Raw genomic sequence first — 17698 nt, 5'->3', positions numbered from 1 at the left:
GGTTCGCGCCTCTACCCGCGCCAATAGAGCACGCAGACGAGCGTGAACAGGCGGCGGGCGGTGTCGAAATCCAGCCGGATCTTGCCGGACAGGCGGTCCATCAGCGTCTGCGAGCCCTCGTTGTGAATGCCGCGGCGCCCCATGTCGATCGCCTCGATCTGGCTCGGCGTCGCCGAGCGGATCGCCTCGTAGTAGCTCTCGCAGATCATGAAGTAGTCCTTCACGATCCGGCGAAACGGCGTCAGCGACAGGATGTGGGTGGCGACATCGCCGCCCTTGTCGGTCGAGATCGCAAAGACCAGCTTCGCGTCCATAAGCGAAAGATTGAGCTTGTAGGGGCCGCCGGGATGGCCGACCGGTTCGAACAGGTTTTCTTCGAGCAGGTCGAAGATAGCAACCGCGCGCTCATGCTCCACGTCGGGGGTCGAGCGGCCGATGGTCTCGTCCAGAACGACATCGCAGAGGCGCAGATTGCGGTCCGCCTTCATCCAGCATCCCCGAGATTGAGGCGAATGGCGACGGAACGCGCATGGGCCTCCAGCCCCTCGGACTTTGCCAGCACGATCGCTGCCGGTCCGAGGATCCGCAACTGCTCCGGATCAAGCCTAAGGATCGACGTGCGCTTCATATAGTCGAGCACGCCGAGGCCGGAGGAGAAGCGCGCAGAACGGGCCGTCGGCAGAACGTGGTTGGAGCCGCCGACATAATCGCCGATGACTTCGGGCGTGTGGCGCCCGACGAAGATCGCGCCGGCATTGCGGATCTTCTCGACCATCGGCTCGGGATTGGCGAGCGCCAGCTCAAGATGTTCCGCTGCAATACGGTTGGCGAGCGGCACGGCCTTTTCGAGATCCGGCACGAGAATGACGGCGCCGAAATCGCGCCAGCTTGCCGAGGCCGTTTCGGCCCGCGGCAGCGTCTTCAATTGCCGCTCGACCGCGTCCTCGACCGCCTGGCCGAAGGCCGGATCGTCGGTGATCAGGATTGACTGGGCGCCGACGTCGTGCTCGGCCTGGGCCAGGAGATCGGCGGCGATCCAGTCCGGATCGTTGTGCTTGTCGGCGATGACAAGCACTTCCGAGGGACCGGCGATCATGTCGATGCCGACGGTACCGAAGACCTGGCGCTTGGCGGCGGCAACATAGGCATTGCCCGGGCCGACAATCTTGGCGACGGGGGCGATCGTCTCGGTGCCATAGGCAAGCGCCGCAACGGCCTGCGCGCCGCCGACGCGGTAGATCTCCTCGACGCCCGCAAGCCTTGCTGCTGCAAGCACCGCCGGATTGATCTCACCGCCGCTTGCCGGCACCACCATAACGATGCGGGGAACGCCCGCCACCTTCGCCGGCAGCGCATTCATCAGCACCGAGCTCGGATAGCTCGCCGTGCCACCGGGCACATAGAGGCCGACGGCATCGACTGCCGTCCAGCGCGAACCGAGGCCGACGCCCATCGTGTCTTCGTAGATATCGTCCTTCGGCCGCTGGCGCGCGTGGTGCGCCTCGATGCGGGTGGCAGCGACCTTGAGCGCGCCCAGCACTTCCGGCTCGACCGCCTGGATCGCCGCATCGATCTCGGCCGCGCTGACGGCCATCGGCGTCACGGAGAAATCGACGCCATCGAAGCGCTTGGAATATTCGGCGAGTGCCTGATCGCCCCGGGCGCGCACGTCGTCGATGATCGCCTTGACCACCGCATTGACGTCTTCGGACACCTCACGCTTGGTCGTCAGGAATGACGCGAACTTTTGTTCGAAGTCACCGTCGAGAAAATTGAGCCTGATTGCCAAAGGGGACGTCCTTGTATGCCAGTGTCGTTCGGGTCGAGCGGCTCAAGCGCCTTCGGGATGCTTGGGCTTGAAAGCGGTTTCCCACGCCCCGCCGGTATCCGCAAGCTGCGTTTCGATGCATTCGACGTCAAGCGCGATCGAGGCATCGCCGGCTAGAACCAGTTCGAGCGTGCCTTCCGGCCCCTCGCCGCGCACCGTGAACTTGAGCGTCAGCAGGTCAAGTACCGCTTCATCGTCGCGGCGGTCAAAGCCGACCGAGCGGACCGCATTCACCCGCTTGAACAGCAGCAGCGCGCGACGACGCTCGAAGGAGCGGCGCTTGCCGTCGGCCGTCTCCCAGACGAAGCGATTGACGACAAGCGAAAATAGCTTGCGGCGGGCGTCATATTCCAGCCCCGATACCTTGAACACGGCATCCTGGACATGGGCGGAGACGACAGCGAGATCTTCCTCGTCGAGCGCCAGCAGCTTCAGACCATTCATACCGTCCATTCCTTTCGTTTCGCCGCACATTTTCCGTGCCACAATTGAAATGGACATAGGATGTTGCGCCTGAAACCGCAACGGTATCAGGCGCAACCGATCAAATCAGTCGCTGACACGCTCGACATGCGCGCCGCAACGGGTGAGCTTCTCTTCCAGCCGCTCGAAGCCGCGGTCGAGGTGATAGACGCGCGAGACCATGGTTTCGCCTTCGGCTGCAAGGCCGGCGATGACGAGCGAGACCGACGCACGAAGGTCGGTTGCCATGACAGGCGCGCCCTTCAGCCGGCTAACGCCCTCGATCTTGGCCGTCTGGCCGGAGAGCGAGATCTTGGCCCCGAGGCGGGCGAGCTCCTGCACATGCATGAAACGGTTCTCGAAGATCGTCTCGGTGATGTGCGAGGTGCCGTTCGCCCTGGTCATCAGCCCCATGAACTGCGCCTGCAGGTCGGTCGGGAAGCCCGGGAAAGGATCGGTGACGATATCGACCGGCTTGATGCCGGCACCGTTGCGCACGACGCGGATGCCGCTGTTGGTCTCGGTGATCTCGGCGCCGGCGCGGCGGATCGCTTCCAGCGCCGTGTCGAGCAGCGCCATGTTCGTGTCTTCAAGGATGACGTCGCCGCCGGTCATGGCAACCGCCATGGCATAGGTGCCGGTCTCGATCCGGTCCGGCAACACGCGGTGACGGGCGCCGGAGAGCGAACGTACGCCTTCGATCGTGATCGTCGGGGTGCCCTGGCCGGTGATCTTGGCGCCCATGGCATTGAGGCAGTTGGCGAGGTCGACGACTTCGGGCTCGCGCGCGGCGTTGCCCAGCACCGTGGTGCCGTTTGCAAGCGTCGCGGCCATCATCAGGACGTGGGTGGCGCCGACGGACACCTTCGGGAAAGTGTAGCGTGCGCCGACCAGGCCGCCTTCCGGCGCCGTCGCGTTGACGTAGCCGCCGTCGATCTCGATATTGGCGCTGAGTGCCTGAAGGCCTTCGATGAACAGATCGACCGGGCGCGTGCCGATGGCGCAACCACCGGGCAGCGATACGCGGGCCTTGCCTTCACGGGCGAGCAGCGGGCCGATCACCCAGAAGCTTGCGCGCATCTTCGACACCAGCTCGTAAGGCGCGGTCGTATCGACGATGTTGCGGCAGGTGAAATGGATGGTGCGGGCGTAGCTCTCGCCCTGGCGCTCGCGGCGACCATTGACGGAGATGTCGACGCCGTGGTTGCCGAGGATGCGGATCAGCTGCTCGACGTCGGCCAGATGCGGCACGTTTTCGAGCGTCAACGTGTCGTCGGTCAGAAGCGACGCGATCATCAGCGGCAGGGCCGCGTTCTTGGCGCCGGAAATCGGGATGACGCCGTTAAGCTTGTTGCCGCCTACAATCCTGATGCGATCCATGAGGCCTCTCGAACGGGCTTGGCCCGCCTTTCCAAATATTTTCTATGTTGTCTGAAGGCGCCTCTTTAGTGGAGACGCCGCGAAATTAGAAGTGCCTTGAACGCCGCGCGCCCATTCGGACGCGAAAGGTCGCCATATCGGTTAAGTCGCTGCCCTGGATCGACCCGACCAAGGGCATTTATGCAATTGGACGCCAGACGGCTGAGCCGCCGGCAAACGGGAAGGAGCCGGCGAACGCCGCCCCTGCCCCGTACTAATCTTGGGATTCGTCCGTTTTTGCGGCAGGAAGGCCGCTGACCTCATCGGCTGCACCGGAACGGCGCGCCCGCGCCTGCTGCTTGCGGCGCTGAAGATTGTCGCGCAAGTTCCTGGCAAGACGCGCCTTTTTCAGGTCCGACTCGGTCGTATCCTTCTTCTTCTCCCGGCGCACCTTGCCCTCGGTCCGCTGCTCTTCCGGCACGGGCTCGGTTTTCTTGCCGTCGCTGTCGTTTGTTTGCATAGTCCTGCATTAGCGCAAAACCAGGGTCTTCGGAAGCACCGGCGAACTTTCTCACAGGTCTTCACGAAAAACTTCGAAATGCGACTTGCACTCCCCGCTCAGCTATGGCAATAGCCCCCTCGCTTGATGCGGCTTGTCAACGAACCGGCCGCCAGATGCTGCTATAGCTCAGGGGTAGAGCACTCCCTTGGTAAGGGAGAGGCCGAGAGTTCAAATCTCTCTAGCAGCACCAGTTTTCCTCATGCGAAATCAATCAGATATCTCCGTTGGGACGCCGCGACTATCCTGGCTTGTCCTGCGTAAACGGCGACACCTGCACTGCCGTTCTGTTCGGGCAACCATCCAAGGCGTCCGCAAAAGTCCGACCTCCCGCTCCCGAATTTTCCTTCGGGAGCAATTATCGTGTTCGGCCAATTGCGATATCCTTCGATTCGGGCGCGCCCACGCCTCCCCCCTCCGCTCGGGAAAGTAGATTTCATACGGGGCACTCTCGCCATCGAACCGACTGTTCGAGCACCAAGCATCGGGAACGTATTCCCCGATGCCGCGTTACCGTTTCAAAGGCAGTAACGCGGAGGCTTGCATATGAAAGGTATCGTTCTCTGGCTCATGGGCGTGCCGCTCATCGTCATCATCCTTCTCTACATGTTCGTGTTCTAGAGAAGAAATGCAACGGCAGGTTGGCGCCTTAACGCAACCTTAAGATTCCACTGCCAGATTTGACGTTGCGATGATGGACAGTCGCAACATCTTTGATCCCCTTTTGAAACCGGCGCTTGCCGGTTTCTTTTTTTGAAGTGGTGGAAAGCCGCTCCACACTTTTCTTGGAATAGCTTGGCGGCTAAACCTTGACCGCCTGCTCGACGAAGTCCTGTGAGCCGAAGAACTTGAGGTAGCGCTCGACCTCCGCCGGATCGCCGGTCGCCTTGCGCGGATTGTCGGAGAGTTTCACCGCCGGGCGGCCATCGGCTTCGCTGACCTTGCAGACGATCGAGATCGGGTTGAGGCCGCTGATTTCCGTCGGGGCGCAATCGGCAAAATCGTTGGTAAGGTTGGTGCCCCAGCCGAAGCTCATGCGCACGCGTCCCTCGAAATGGCGATAGGTCTCGATGATCGTGTCGACGTCGAGGCCGTCGGAGAAGATCAGCAGCTTCTCCCGCGGGTCCTTGCCCATCTTCTTCCACCAGGCGAGGATCTTCTCGCCACCTTCGATCGGCGGCGCACTGTCCGGCCGGAAACCCGTCCAGTCCGCGACCCACTTGGGCGCATCGCGAAGGAACGCCGCCGTTCCAAACGCATCCGGCAGCACGATCAACAGGTTGCCGCCATAGAGCTGGTTCCAGTCCTGCAGCACCTTGTAGGGGGCGGCAGCCAGTTCCTTGTCATTGCGGGCAAGCGCCGCGGCCACCATCGGAAGCTCATGCGCGTTGGTGCCTAGCGCTTCCAGATCCGTATCCATGGCAAGCAGCACGTTGCTGGAACCCGAGAAGGAACTTCCAATGCCTTCCTTCAGCGCCTCCACGCACCAGCGCTGCCAGAGGAAGCTGTGTCGGCGCCGCGTACCGAAATCCGAAATCCTGAGGTTCGGATACTGCCGCAGGCGCTCGACCTTGGACCACATCTTCGCCTTCGCACGAGCATAGAGCACGTCGAGGGTAAAGGGGCCGAGGCCCTTCATCGCCGAGCGTGAACGCAACTCATTGATGATCGCGAGCGCCGGGATCTCCCACATGGTGGTTTCCGCCCAGTGGCCACGGAAGGTCAATTCGAACTGACCGCCGCTGCGTTTCAACTCATAGTCCGGCAGGCGGAACTTGGCGAGCCAGGCAAGAAATTCCGGCGAGAAGATCTGCTTGCGACCGTAGAACGTGTTACCGGCGAGCCAGATCATCTCCTTCTTGGAGAAGCGCAGCTCGCGCGCATGATCAAGCTGATCGCGCAGTTCCTGCTCGTCGATCTCGTCGGCAAGCCGCACCGTCTTCGTGCGGTTGATCAGCGAGAAGGTCGCATCGACATCCGGATAAAGCTGCCAGATCATCTGCAGCATCAAAAGCTTGTAGAAATCCGTGTCCAGCAGGCTGCGCACGATCGGGTCGAGCTTCCAGGCATGGTTATAGACACGCCTGGCGATATCGGTCTTCGTCATTGGTGAAATCTCTCCTTCCTCAGCGCGAAGGTCTCGAACTAGTTCAGCTCGACACCGGCATCGCGCATGCGCGTGACCATGGCCTGAAGCGAACCGTTGAGGTCGATGCCCCGACAGGCCTCGAGAATGACGGATGTCGAAAATCCCTGTGTAACCGCATCAAGCGCAGAAAAGGCGACGCAGAAATCGGTCGCCAACCCACACAGCGTCACCGTCTTGATGCCGCGGTCCCTGAGATAGCCGGTGAGACCCGTCGGTGTCCGGCGATCGTTTTCGAAGAAGGCGGAATAGCTGTCGATCTCGGGCCGGAAGCCCTTGCGGATCAGGAGTTCGGCCCGCGTCCACGCGAGCGCCGGATGGAAATCGGCACCGGCTGTTCCCTGGACGCAGTGATCCGGCCAGAGCGTCTGGCCGCCATAGGGCATGGCGATCATCTCGAAGGGGGTCTTGCCGGGATGGCTGGAGGCAAAGCTCGAATGGCCGGCGGGATGCCAGTCCTGCGTCAGCACCACGTGCTCGAAGCGGCCAATCAAGCCGTTGATCATCGGCACGATCTCATCACCGCCTGCAACCGCAAGCGCTCCGCCCGGGCAGAAATCGTTCTGCACGTCCACGACGATCAACGCTTTATCCGCCATAGTTCATTCCTGCCTGCCAACGTCCATCGATCACCAAAATCGATTTAAGTCCAAGATCAATCACAGAATTTGAGCGGCGACAAGCCGCTTCCACGTGCTTTGAAAATCAGGAGGATAGATAAGCAAAGGGCGCCGACCCTGCGGTCGACGCCCCCGAGAAAAGCTGTTTAACGTGATTAGTTGCCGTTGAGATTGTCGGCGATCGAGAAACCGGAATTGGCGATGCCGACCGGCTGGGCGATGAAGTTGAGGAACTTCGAGAAGTCGACCGAGGGGTGGCGCGAAGCATAGATGACGTCGCGGTTCTTGATCGGGAAGGTCTGGCCGACGATCAGGCTATCCGGCTTGCTCATGTCGAAGCGGTAGACGATCGGGTAGCGACCCGTGCTGTCGGTCTTCATGCCCTTGCGCAGCATCTCGTTGAAACGCTGCTGGCCAAGCAGGCTCATGACGACATCAGGCTCTTCGTAACGGAAGATGAAATAGCCCTTCATGTCGAGCGTGTAGTCCGAGCCGCCGCCGGCAAGGCCCATGGCTTCGAGCAGGTTCAGGTCATTGGCGCCGAATTCGACACGCTGGTTGGCCTTGACTGCGCCGAGGATCGTGAAGCGGCGCGGGTCGCGCGATACGAAGATCTGGTCACCCGGCTTGACGTGGATGTTTTCCGACGGATTTTCGATAATCGACTTCAGGAGGACCGTTCCGGTCTTCTTGCCGCGCACCAGCGTGACATAGGTCTCGTAGGGCTGCGCAACGGGGCCACCCGCCTTGGCGATGACCTCATTGATCGTCTCGTCGACGAGGCTGAGCGGCACGACCGACGACTTGCCGACTGCACCGGAAACCGTGACGTTGCGCGAGGCGGTGCTCATGCTGGTGACGATGACATCAGGCTCGACCGCCTTCTGCTTCAGCGCCTCCAGGATCTCCTGGCGCGCCTGCTCCAGCGTCAGGCCGGCAAAGTTGACCGGACCGACATAGGGGATCGCAGCCTTGCCATCAGGCTGAACGACGAGATCGATGCTCGTCTGCTTGGACTCTGCCGTCGAGAACAGCCCGTCGCTGCCGGCTTCGAAGATTGAGACCTTGAGCTGGTCGCCGACGCCGATCACGACTCGGCCGACGCCGCCGCCAATGCCGAAACGGCGGTTGAGCGTCGAGGAGACATAGTCGGAAACGAGGCGCGCGGAGCGGCCATCCACATCGACAATATCAAAAACGGTGGCATTTTGCCGGCCGATCTCGGCGCCGGATTGACCGGCATCCTTGACGATCGCCCCAGCCAGCGGCCCCTCGCCCGGAACGGCCTGGCATCCCACGAGGGCGGTACAAAGCAGAAGGGCACTGACTCGTTTCAACTACGACACTCCAAATTCGACACAGCCATGATTTTACTCACAGTTCCGTGCCGCATTATCTCCCGACCGGGAATTCGCCGGTCTCTGAAAAGCACAATCGCCGTCCCACAACAAGTCATCCGAAGACCAAGACGGGCAAAATATTTGGAGCCGCGTCTTTCTGGTCATACCTTCTCTACCTTGAGTGTGGTTTATCGCCCTATCCGCCTTGGATTGGCGTTGACAGCGTGTATATCTTCAGTCTTTGGGGTTGAAAGCTAGGGACTTTAAGTTAAAAGCTGACTAATGAGGCGGAACGAATATAGCTGGGGATAGCCTGGCAGCATGACGATTGGCGATTGCATTTCGGCCTCCGACGCGCAATCGCAGATGCAACTTTAGCGGCAGTTTAGAGCGTTCGATCATACATGGCTGTTGAGATAATTGGGCGAGCATGCCTCGCCCCTGGAGCAGAATCGCCTTCGGCGTTGTTCAAACTTCTTCGTCAGGGCAAGTGCACCGTCACCAGCATTCCGTCGGATCGCTGGGACGTCGCGCGTTTTTGGCACCCCGTCATGGGCACGCAGGGCAAGACCTATTCCTTTGCCGCCGGCGTGCTGGACCAACTCTATGATTTCGATCCCGCCGTCTTCGGCATGTCGCAGCGCGAAGCCATGTACATGGATCCGCAGCAGCGCGTGCTGCTTCAGCTCGCCTGGCGCGCACTGGAAGACGCCAATATCTCTGCAACGTCGCTGAATGGCGAGAATGTCGGCGTCTATATCGGTGCATCGAGCCTCGATCATGCCAACCTGACGGTCGAGGACCCGGCTGCCGCCGGCCCTTACTTCATGACCGGCAACACGCTGTCGATCGTTTCCAACCGTATCTCGCATATCTTTGGCCTCAGCGGTCCGAGCATGACGGTCGATACCGCCTGTTCCTCCTCGCTGGTCGCGCTCGACCAGGCGATGCGGGCTCTGACGTCGGGCGAGATCGACACCGCGATCGTCGGTGGCGTCAACATCCTTGCCCATCCCCTTCCCTTCGTCGGCTTCGCCCAGGCACGCATGCTTTCGCCCGAGGGGCTTTGCCGCGCCTACGACAATGACGGCGCCGGTTATGTGCGCGCCGAAGGTGGCGTGGTCTTCGTCTTGCGCCGCTCGGACAGGGCGCGCCGGGAGAAGGACCGCAGCTACGCGCGCATCGTCGCGACCGGCGTGAACTCGGCCGGGCGCACCAACGGCATTTCGCTCCCCTCCCGCGAGGCGCAGGCCAATCTTCTGCGGGCGATCTACGAAGGCAACGGCATCGACGCCAACCAGGTGGCCTTCGTCGAGGGCCACGGCACCGGCACCAAGGTCGGCGATCCCGCCGAGGTCTGGTCGATCGGAACGGTCATCGGCGCCAAGCGCCGGGCACCGGTGCCGATCGGTTCGATCAAGTCGAACATCGGCCACACGGAACCCGCTTCCGGCCTCTTCGGCATGCTGAAGGCCGTCATGGCGCTTGAAAACAACTATCTGCCGGCTTCGCTGCACTTCGACACGCCGAACGAACACATCGACTTCGACGGTCTCAACGTGCGCGTCACGGCGAACCCGATCGAGCTGCTGCGGGGAAAACGCGCTCGCCTTGCCGGCATCAATTCCTTCGGCTTCGGCGGCGCCAATGCCCACGTCGTCATCAGCGATCCGGAACCCGCGGCCGACGAAAGGGCGTCAAACCCATCGTCTTCCGGCCATGTCTTCCTGGCGAGCGCCCATACGGCGTCGAGCCTGGAGGCGCTTCTCAGCGACTATAAGGCGGCGTTCGCACATGCTTCCAAGGGGGAAGCACGGGCGATGATCGCCGCATCGGGTGCAAACCGCACCCACATGCGCCATCGCTTTGCCGCCCGCAGCGATCAGCCGGAAGATATCGTCCGCGCGATCGCCAGCCACCTGGAAAAGCCGGGCTCCGGCATCGGTGAAGTCGGCGAAGCCGTCGTCCGCGACGCCAAGGTCGCCTTCGTCTTCTCCGGCAACGGCTCACAATGGGCCGGCATGGGCGTCGAAGCGTTCCGCGAGAACCTGCATTTCCGTCAGTGCTTCACCTCGGTCAGCGCGCTGTTCAAGTTCCACTCCGACATCGCATTGACCGATCTTCTCACCGATCCTGATCTCGACAAGAAGCTTGCCGATACGAAGATCGCCCAGCCATTGCTCTTCGCGGTGCAGGCCGCCCTCTCCGACTCGCTGGTTGCCATGGGCGTCAAGCCGGTCGCGGTCTTCGGCCACTCCGTCGGTGAAATCGCCGCCGCCTACGCCGCCGGTGCGCTCTCACTGGTCGACGCCGTTTCGATCGTGGCGAAGCGCTCGCTGCATCAGGACCTGCTTGCCGGCCACGGCACGATGGCGGCCGTCATGCTCGGAGAAGACGCCGCCCGCGCCTTTGCCGAGGCGCGCGGTCTCGACAACCTCTGCGTCGCAGCGGTCAATGCCCACAATTCCGTGACGATCTCGGGACCGGCCGACCAGATCTCGGCCTTCCGCGACGCTGCGCGCAAGGCGAAGATCCCGGTCCAGATTCTCGACATCAACTATCCCTTCCACCACCCGATCATCGATCGGGCGAAGGACGCCTTCCTCTCCGACATTCCGGATATCGCACCGCGGCGCACCGAGCTCGCCTATCTGTCGACGGTCACGGGTGCCGCGCTCGATGGCACGCAACTCGATCCGGACTACTGGTGGAAGAACGTGCGCGAGCCGGTCCGCTTCCAGGCGGCCGCCGAGGCCGCGATCGAGATGGGTTGCCGCCTGTTCATTGAAATTTCGCCGCGTCCGATCCTGTCGTCCTATGTCAAGGAGACGATCAAGCAGGCTGCAGCCCCGGGCATGGTCGTACCGACCCTGCTCCGGGATGTCGGCGAAACCGGCCAGGACCCGATTTCGGCAGCGATGGCGCGTGCCGTCGCGCACGGCGCGGTGGTCGACACGACCCGCGTCTTCGGCAAGCGCAACGCTTCGATCGCCCTTCCCAGCCTGCCGTTCGAGCCCGTCGAGCTGCGCCCCGCAGCAACGACCGACGCCACCGACCTCTTCGGCCGGACCGCCAAGCCCTACCGCCTGATCGGCTGGCGCAGCGACCCGAACAGCGGCAGCTGGAAGAACCATGTCGACGCCCATCTCTTCCCCGACCTCGCCGAACACGTCGTGGACGGCAAGGCGATCCTGCCGGGCAGTGGCTTCATCGAAATCGCTGTCGCCGCTGCACAGCAGTTCTACGGCAGCGACGAAGTTGAGATCACCAATCTGGAGATCGTTCGCCCGCTGGAACTCAGCGATACGAAGATCATGGAGCTGTCGACGGTGCTTTCGCCGGAGACCGGCGACATCGAGATCCGCTCGCGCGAACGGCTGTCGGAAGACGATTGGGCCGTGCATGCGGTTGCCCGCTGCCGCAAGCCATTGCCGGCCGAGGAGCGCGCCTATCCGTCGCTTGCCGGCTTGGCGAAGACCGCAACGGTTGCGCCTGGCCGTGCCTATGAGACGGCGAAACAGTTCGGTCTCGACTACGGCCCGCGCTTCCAGCTGCTGGCCAAGGCCGTCGCCTATGGCGATCGGCTTGTCGATGTCGAGCTGAAGACGCCTGATGCAGCTGGCCACCCGCTCGTCACCTACGCCTTGAACCCGATCTCTGTCGACGCAACCTTCCACGGGCTTGTCGCCCTCTTCGATCGTTTCACCGGCGACAAGAGCGGTGCCCCCTATATCCCCGTGCGCTTCGGTTCGGTGCGGGTCGTCAACGGCAGCCAGCCAATCGCGCGCGCAATGATCGAGATCGAGCGCGTCAGCCCCAATTCGATCAAGGCGAAGTTCCATTTCTTCGACAAGTCGGGCGCACCGATCGCGCACTTCGAGGATTGCCGCTTCCGCCGTACCTATCTGCGCAAGCACAAGACGCTCGACGCGCTGTCCTTCCACTACGAGGCCGTGCAATCGGAAGCGACGCTGCCGGGTCTGCAGGGTAAAGCGCCGGCGCCGATCAAGATCACCATGCCTGCCGCCAGCGAAGCCGGCGTCGACAACACGACGTTGCTCTTCAACGCAGCCATCTATCGCGCCTGCCAGGAGATTGCGCTCAAACTCGCCAAGGGTCGATCGACCATTCAGGGCAACAACCTGCCCGGCGATTTTGCCTTCCAATGTTTCCTGACGAGCTGCCTCTACGTCCTGGAAGACGCCGGTCTCTGCGAGCACAAGGACGGCGTCTGGACGATTGCTCAGGACTTCAACCTGCCGAGCGTCCCGGAGATCCTGCGCGAACTCTATGGCGAGCGGTCCGACCGCGCCGTCGAAGCCGTCTTGATCAACAATGCCTATGCGGAGGCCCTTGCGCGCCTTGACGCGCTCCAGGCCGGCGACGAAACGGCTCATGGCACCACCTTCATCAGCGATGCCACGCTTGATCATCAAGCCGTCCACTCCGGGGCAAGCCGGGAGCGGATGGCGTTCGTCCTCGAGGCGCTCGAAAAGATCCTGACTTCGGCATCTTCCGGCGCGCGCCTGCGCATCGTCGAACTCGGCAGCGTTTCGTCCGCCTTTACCCGCCGACTGGCGACGCTTGCCGAAAAGCACGGCGCAAGCCTCACCGTATTCGAAGCGCGCGACAACGCCCAGCGTGGGCTTGAATTGGCCTTCGAGAACGACGCCCATGTGCGCATTCTCAAAAAGGGTGAGCTTGCAACGCTCACGTCCTTCGACCTCGCAGTCAGCGCCTCTGACGGGCTTTACAGCCTGATCGAGGACGACGTGGCGGTCCGCACCGCGCTTCGCTCGACGCTTCGCGATACCGGCGGGTTGATAGCCGCCGTCAGCGCGCCATCGCTCTTCAACGATTTTGCCCTCGGACTTTCCGAGGGGTGGTTCGCCCGCAGCCAGACCGCGGAATTCCCGATCGGCAATCTTGCGGCGGTCCCGCACTGGCAGAAATGTTTCGGTGATCTCGATCTGCGCGACGTCAATATTGCAGATCGCGAATGCGCGAGCGGCAATGTCATCCTGCTCGAAGCGCGCGGCGCCGCCGCGGCGTCCGTAAGTGCCGAAGCACCGGCTACCGGCCCCTATCTGCTGCTGCAGATCGCGGGCGGCAAGGGCAACAAGCCTTCGGCATCGGCTATTCCGGTCAATCTCAGCGGCGATATCGCAGCCGACAAAGCAGCGCTTCTCAGCGGTTTCGAGGCCCTTGGCGAACAGCCGCTGCGGGCAATCTTCCTCGCGTCGCCGACAGCTGCATCCCGAACAGACGATTCCGCTTCGCTGCAGACCCAAATCCTTGCTCTCGGCGCCTTTGCCGAAGCCTTGCGTCAGCATATCGGCGGAGCCGAGCCTGCTGGCGAAAATCGTCCGCGTCTCGTGCTCGTCGCGCCAGGCGGAGCCCCGATCGCGAGCCGGACAACGGGCAAAACGGTTGCAAGCGACGGCGTCAATGCCGGTCTCTGGGCCTTCGCCCGCGTGCTTCAGAACGAATATGAGTTCCTCGAAGTGCACTCGCTCGATATCGACGGTTCGCCGACCACGATCGAGCAGATCGCGGCAGCATCTCCGCTGCTCGGCAGCGCCAACGCCAACCGCGAGTGGCTGCTAGAGGGACAAGACGCGGCGCTTTCCGAAATCCGTGCCGTGCCCGGCCCGGTCGACAACGCCCATGCGGCGATCGACACCTTCAAGGCCGCAACGATCCGTCAGCGCGTCAGCTCGCAGGTGGGCAGCATCGTCTGGGAAGAGAGCGACATTCCCGCCGCAGGTCCGGGTGAAGTCGTCGTCGCGGTTGCCGCGACAGGCCTCAACTTCCGCGACGTGATGTGGGCGATGGGCCTGCTGCCCGAAGAAGCGCTCGAAGATGGTTTCGCAGGCGCGACGATCGGCATGGAACTCTCCGGCCACGTGGTTGCCGTTGGCGAAGGCGTCGACGATCTCGTGGTCGGTGATGCCGTCATGGCAATCGCCTCATCCGCCTTCTCGACCCACGCCGTCGTCTCACGCGCCGGCGTCGCCAGGTTGCCGCAGACTGTCAGCCCGGTTGCCGCAGCAACGGTGCCTGTCGCCTTCCTGACCGCCTATTACGCCATGGTGGAACTCGGCCGCATCCAGCCGGACGAAACGATCCTCATCCACGGCGCTGCCGGCGGCGTCGGCCTTGCCGCGCTGCAGGTCGCGAAACTGAAGGGTGCCAAGGTCATCGCCACGGCAGGCACGCGCGAGAAGCGCCGCTTCCTGTCGATGCTGGGTGCCGATCACGTCTTCGATTCCCGTTCGCTCGGTTTCGTCAACGACGTTCGCGCCGTAACGGACGGAGAGGGTGTCGATCTCGTTCTGAATTCGCTCTTTGCCGAAGCCATGGAACAGAGCCTGGCACTCGTGAAGCCCTTCGGTCGCTTCCTCGAGCTCGGCAAACGCGACTACTATGCCGACAGCAAGATTGGTCTCCGGCCCTTCCGCCGCAATGTCAGCTATTTCGGCATCGACGCCGACCAGCTGCTGGTCAATCAGCCGAAGCTCACCAAGCGGATCTTCACCGAGATCGGCGCGTTGTTCGAAGACGGCAAGCTGACGCCGCTTCCCTACCGTGCCTTCGACTTCGACGAAATCGGCAATGCGTTCCGGCTGATGCAGAATGCGGGCCATATCGGCAAGATCGTCGTGTTGCCGCCGGTCACCGGCAAGCATCGCGTTGCCAAGCGTCCGCATGGCGGCATGCAGGTCGATCCGAACGGCATGCATCTCGTCGTCGGCGGCATCGGCGGTTTCGGTCTGGCTGCTGCCAACTGGCTCGTCGAAAAGGGCGCGACGACGATCGCGCTCTGCTCGCGCCGCGGCCAGGCGGATGCCGAAACGACGGCGATGATCGAGGCCTGGGCGAAGGCCGGCGTGTCGGCAACGGTACACGCCTGTGACGTCACCGACCCGACGGCGACCGAGCGTCTCCTCAAGGAGTTGCGTGCGATTGCACCGCTCCGCTCGATCGTCCACGCCGCCATGGTGCTCGACGACGCGCTGATCAGCAATCTCAATCGCGAGCGCAACCGACCGGTCATTGACACCAAGGCCAAGGGCGCAGCCGTTCTCGATCAGCTGACCAACGACGACAAGCTCGACAACTTCATCCTGTTCTCGTCGGCGACAACGCTTGTCGGCAACCCGGGACAGGCGAACTACGTCGCCGCCAACGGCTACCTCGAAGGCCTCGCCCGCGCCCGTCGCGCCCGTGGTCTTGCGGGTCTTGCCGTCGGCTTCGGCGCGATCGCCGACAAGGGTTACCTGGTCCAGAACACCGATGTGAACGATCTGCTCGCCAAGCGTATCGGCAAGACGGCACTGAAGGCACAGACGGCGCTCGACATGGTCGAGAGCCACCTGGCCTTCGATCCGGGCACCGTCGATGCGGCCACGGTGATGATCTCGGAGATCGACTGGTCGGCTGCGCGTAACCTGCCGGTTGCCAAAAACGCCCTCTTCGAAGTCATCCTGCGCAGCGCCGACCAGCACGCCACCGGCGGCGAAGGCGCCCAGATGGACCTCGTCGCGATGATCGAGGGCAAGTCGCCGCAGGAGGCCGAGGACATCCTCTTCGACCTCGTCGCCGGCGAGATCGCCGCGATCCTGCGCGTATCGAAGGATACGGTCACACGCAGCAAGGTGCTGAAGGAAATCGGCCTCGACAGCCTGATGGCGGTCGAACTCGGCATGAGCTTCCAGCAGAATACCGGCTTCGACATGCCGCTCAGCGGCGTCGCTGACAACACGACGGTTGGCGATGTCGCCCGCAAGCTCTATGAGAAGGTCAGCAAGCGCGACCAGAGCGACGATGCCGAGCCCGCCGACGACAAGATCGTCAACGAACTCGCACAGCGGCACGTCGGCACGGCGAAGGAAAAAGCACAGAGCCAATGAGCACGAACGGAAACGGTCCAGGCGCATCCAAGATGACCAGCAGCCTCAAGGAGAACCTGCTGGACCGGATGCGGAACACGCATCAATCCTCCGAGCGCAACCGCATGGCGCGCTCGGAGCGGGAGATGCCGCCGCCGGCGCGCCGGCAGCAGGCCCGTTTCGAAGATCTGCCGGAATACAAGCAGGTGATGACCCAGAAGTTCGCGAGCGAGCAACTCGGCATCGCCAATCCGTTCTATCGCGCGCACCAGACCGCGGCCGGGGCGACCACCGTCATCGACGGCCGAAAGCTGATCAACTTCGCCTCCTACGACTACCTCGGCCTCAACCGCCATGCGGAGGTACTGGCCAAGGCGCGGGATACGATCGGCACCTTTGGCATCTCCGCCTCGGCGAGCCGCCTCGTCGCCGGAGAGCGGCCGGTGCATATGGCGCTCGAAGAGAAGATCGCGGGTTTCTACGGCGTCGATGCCGCCGTCTGTTTCGTCAGCGGTTACCTGACCAACGTCGCTGCCATCAGCTGCCTGATGGGCCCGAAGGACCTCGTCGTCCATGACGAGTTCATCCACAACAGCGCGCTTGCCGGCATCAAGCTCTCGGGCGCGACCCGGCGGCTGTTCAAACACAATGACGTCGCCGATCTCGAACACGTGCTGCGCACCGTCGCGGGCGACTATCGCCGCATCATGGTCATCGTCGAGGGCATCTACTCGATGGACGGTGACGTCGCCGACCTACCGGCTCTTCTGAAGCTCCGGGCCGAATACGGCTTCTGGCTGATGGTCGACGAGGCGCACTCGCTCGGCGTCCTCGGCAAGACCGGCCGGGGGCTTGCCGAGCATTTCGGCGTCGATCCGCATGAGATCGACGTCTGGATGGGCACGCTGTCGAAGACCACCTCGAGCTGTGGCGGTTACATCGCCGGTAGCGAAGCACTGGTCGAGGTGCTCAAGGCATCCGCCGGCGGCTTCGTCTACAGCGTCGGCCTTGCGCCGGTGCTGGCCGCATCCGCCACCGCGAGCCTCGACGTGCTGGAACGCGAACCGGCGCGGACGGCGGCATTGCGCCGCAACGGTGCCCTGTTCCTGAAGCTTGCCAAGGAAGCCGGCCTCGACACGGGTCTCAGCAGCGGCTTTTCCGTCGTTCCTGTTATCGTCGGCGATTCCCTGCGTGCCGTTCAGCTTTCGAACGATCTGCTTGCCGAAGGGGTCAATGCACTGCCGATCATCCATCCGGCGGTGCCCGAGGGTCTAGCGCGCCTGCGCTTCTTCATCACCAGCGATCATACGGAAGAGCAGATCCGCCGGACGGTAACATTGACGGCGGAACGGCTGACGGACCTCACCGAGCGAAACTTCGGACTGGGCGGCATTGACATCGATCAGATGATGAAAGCGCTCTCGGCGCGCTGACCCGAGATCACTGCGTCGTTTTCGCGCAATTGTGGACGCAAAACCGCTTCGCACTTTTC

10 protein-coding genes and 1 tRNA gene are annotated in these 17698 nt (G+C 62.7%); 3 read left to right on the top strand and 8 right to left on the bottom strand.

What is annotated here, in order from left to right; translation table 11 throughout:
• Window positions 1–11 precede the first annotated feature (11 nt).
• From AC3WWH_RS02680 to AC3WWH_RS02660, 5 genes are all read right to left on the bottom strand, one after another.
• Window positions 12–488: a UPF0262 family protein gene (locus AC3WWH_RS02680; protein WP_058323567.1), complete on the bottom strand. Its 477-nt coding sequence runs from the start codon at window positions 486–488 to the stop codon at window positions 12–14.
• Window positions 485–1789, bottom strand: a complete 1305-nt coding sequence (hisD, locus tag AC3WWH_RS02675) for a histidinol dehydrogenase (protein ID WP_058323568.1) — start codon at window positions 1787–1789, stop codon at window positions 485–487. Before hisD ends, AC3WWH_RS02680 begins: the two co-directional genes overlap by 4 nt.
• A 42-nt stretch (window positions 1790–1831) precedes the next feature.
• Window positions 1832–2272 (bottom strand): DUF2948 family protein, encoded by a 441-nt coding sequence (locus AC3WWH_RS02670; RefSeq protein ID WP_058323703.1) that lies wholly within the window; start codon window positions 2270–2272, stop codon window positions 1832–1834.
• A gap of 105 nt (window positions 2273–2377) precedes the next feature.
• On the bottom strand, window positions 2378–3670 hold the full coding sequence (gene murA / locus AC3WWH_RS02665; protein ID WP_057248168.1) for a UDP-N-acetylglucosamine 1-carboxyvinyltransferase: 1293 nt from the start codon (window positions 3668–3670) through the stop codon (window positions 2378–2380).
• Window positions 3671–3923: 253 nt separating this feature from the next.
• On the bottom strand, window positions 3924–4169 hold the full coding sequence (locus AC3WWH_RS02660; RefSeq protein ID WP_057248167.1) for a hypothetical protein: 246 nt from the start codon (window positions 4167–4169) through the stop codon (window positions 3924–3926).
• A gap of 157 nt (window positions 4170–4326) precedes the next feature.
• Between AC3WWH_RS02660 and AC3WWH_RS02655 the strand changes: the two genes are divergently transcribed.
• Window positions 4327–4401 (top strand) — tRNA-Thr (locus tag AC3WWH_RS02655).
• A gap of 609 nt (window positions 4402–5010) precedes the next feature.
• Here AC3WWH_RS02655 and pncB read toward each other — a convergent pair.
• The 3 genes from pncB to AC3WWH_RS02640 form a co-directional block, all read right to left on the bottom strand.
• The gene (gene pncB, locus AC3WWH_RS02650) at window positions 5011–6315 is read right to left on the bottom strand and encodes a nicotinate phosphoribosyltransferase (protein ID WP_058323569.1); all 1305 of its coding nucleotides are present in this window, start codon (window positions 6313–6315) and stop codon (window positions 5011–5013) included.
• A 38-nt stretch (window positions 6316–6353) separates the two neighbouring features.
• Window positions 6354–6953 (bottom strand): bifunctional nicotinamidase/pyrazinamidase, encoded by a 600-nt coding sequence (gene pncA / locus AC3WWH_RS02645; protein ID WP_058323570.1) that lies wholly within the window; start codon window positions 6951–6953, stop codon window positions 6354–6356.
• Between the two features lie 176 nt (window positions 6954–7129).
• Window positions 7130–8311 carry a polysaccharide biosynthesis/export family protein gene (locus AC3WWH_RS02640; protein WP_057248163.1) on the bottom strand — a complete coding sequence of 394 codons (1182 nt, stop codon included), beginning with the start codon at window positions 8309–8311 and terminating at the stop codon, window positions 7130–7132.
• A gap of 407 nt (window positions 8312–8718) precedes the next feature.
• Between AC3WWH_RS02640 and AC3WWH_RS02635 the strand changes: the two genes are divergently transcribed.
• A complete protein-coding gene (locus AC3WWH_RS02635; protein WP_113398435.1) occupies window positions 8719–16227 on the top strand; it encodes a type I polyketide synthase in 7509 nt (2502 codons plus the stop codon).
• Entirely contained in the window at window positions 16224–17639 is a 1416-nt protein-coding gene (locus AC3WWH_RS02630) for an aminotransferase class I/II-fold pyridoxal phosphate-dependent enzyme (protein WP_057248161.1), read from the top strand. The genes AC3WWH_RS02635 and AC3WWH_RS02630 overlap by 4 nt, the downstream gene beginning before the upstream one ends.
• Window positions 17640–17698 lie beyond the last annotated feature (59 nt).

Source organism: Ensifer sp. EB106-03-01-XG145 (assembly GCF_058792075.1).
The sequence above is the reverse complement of the archived record's forward strand: the minus strand, read 5'-3'. Positions and strand labels throughout refer to the sequence as shown.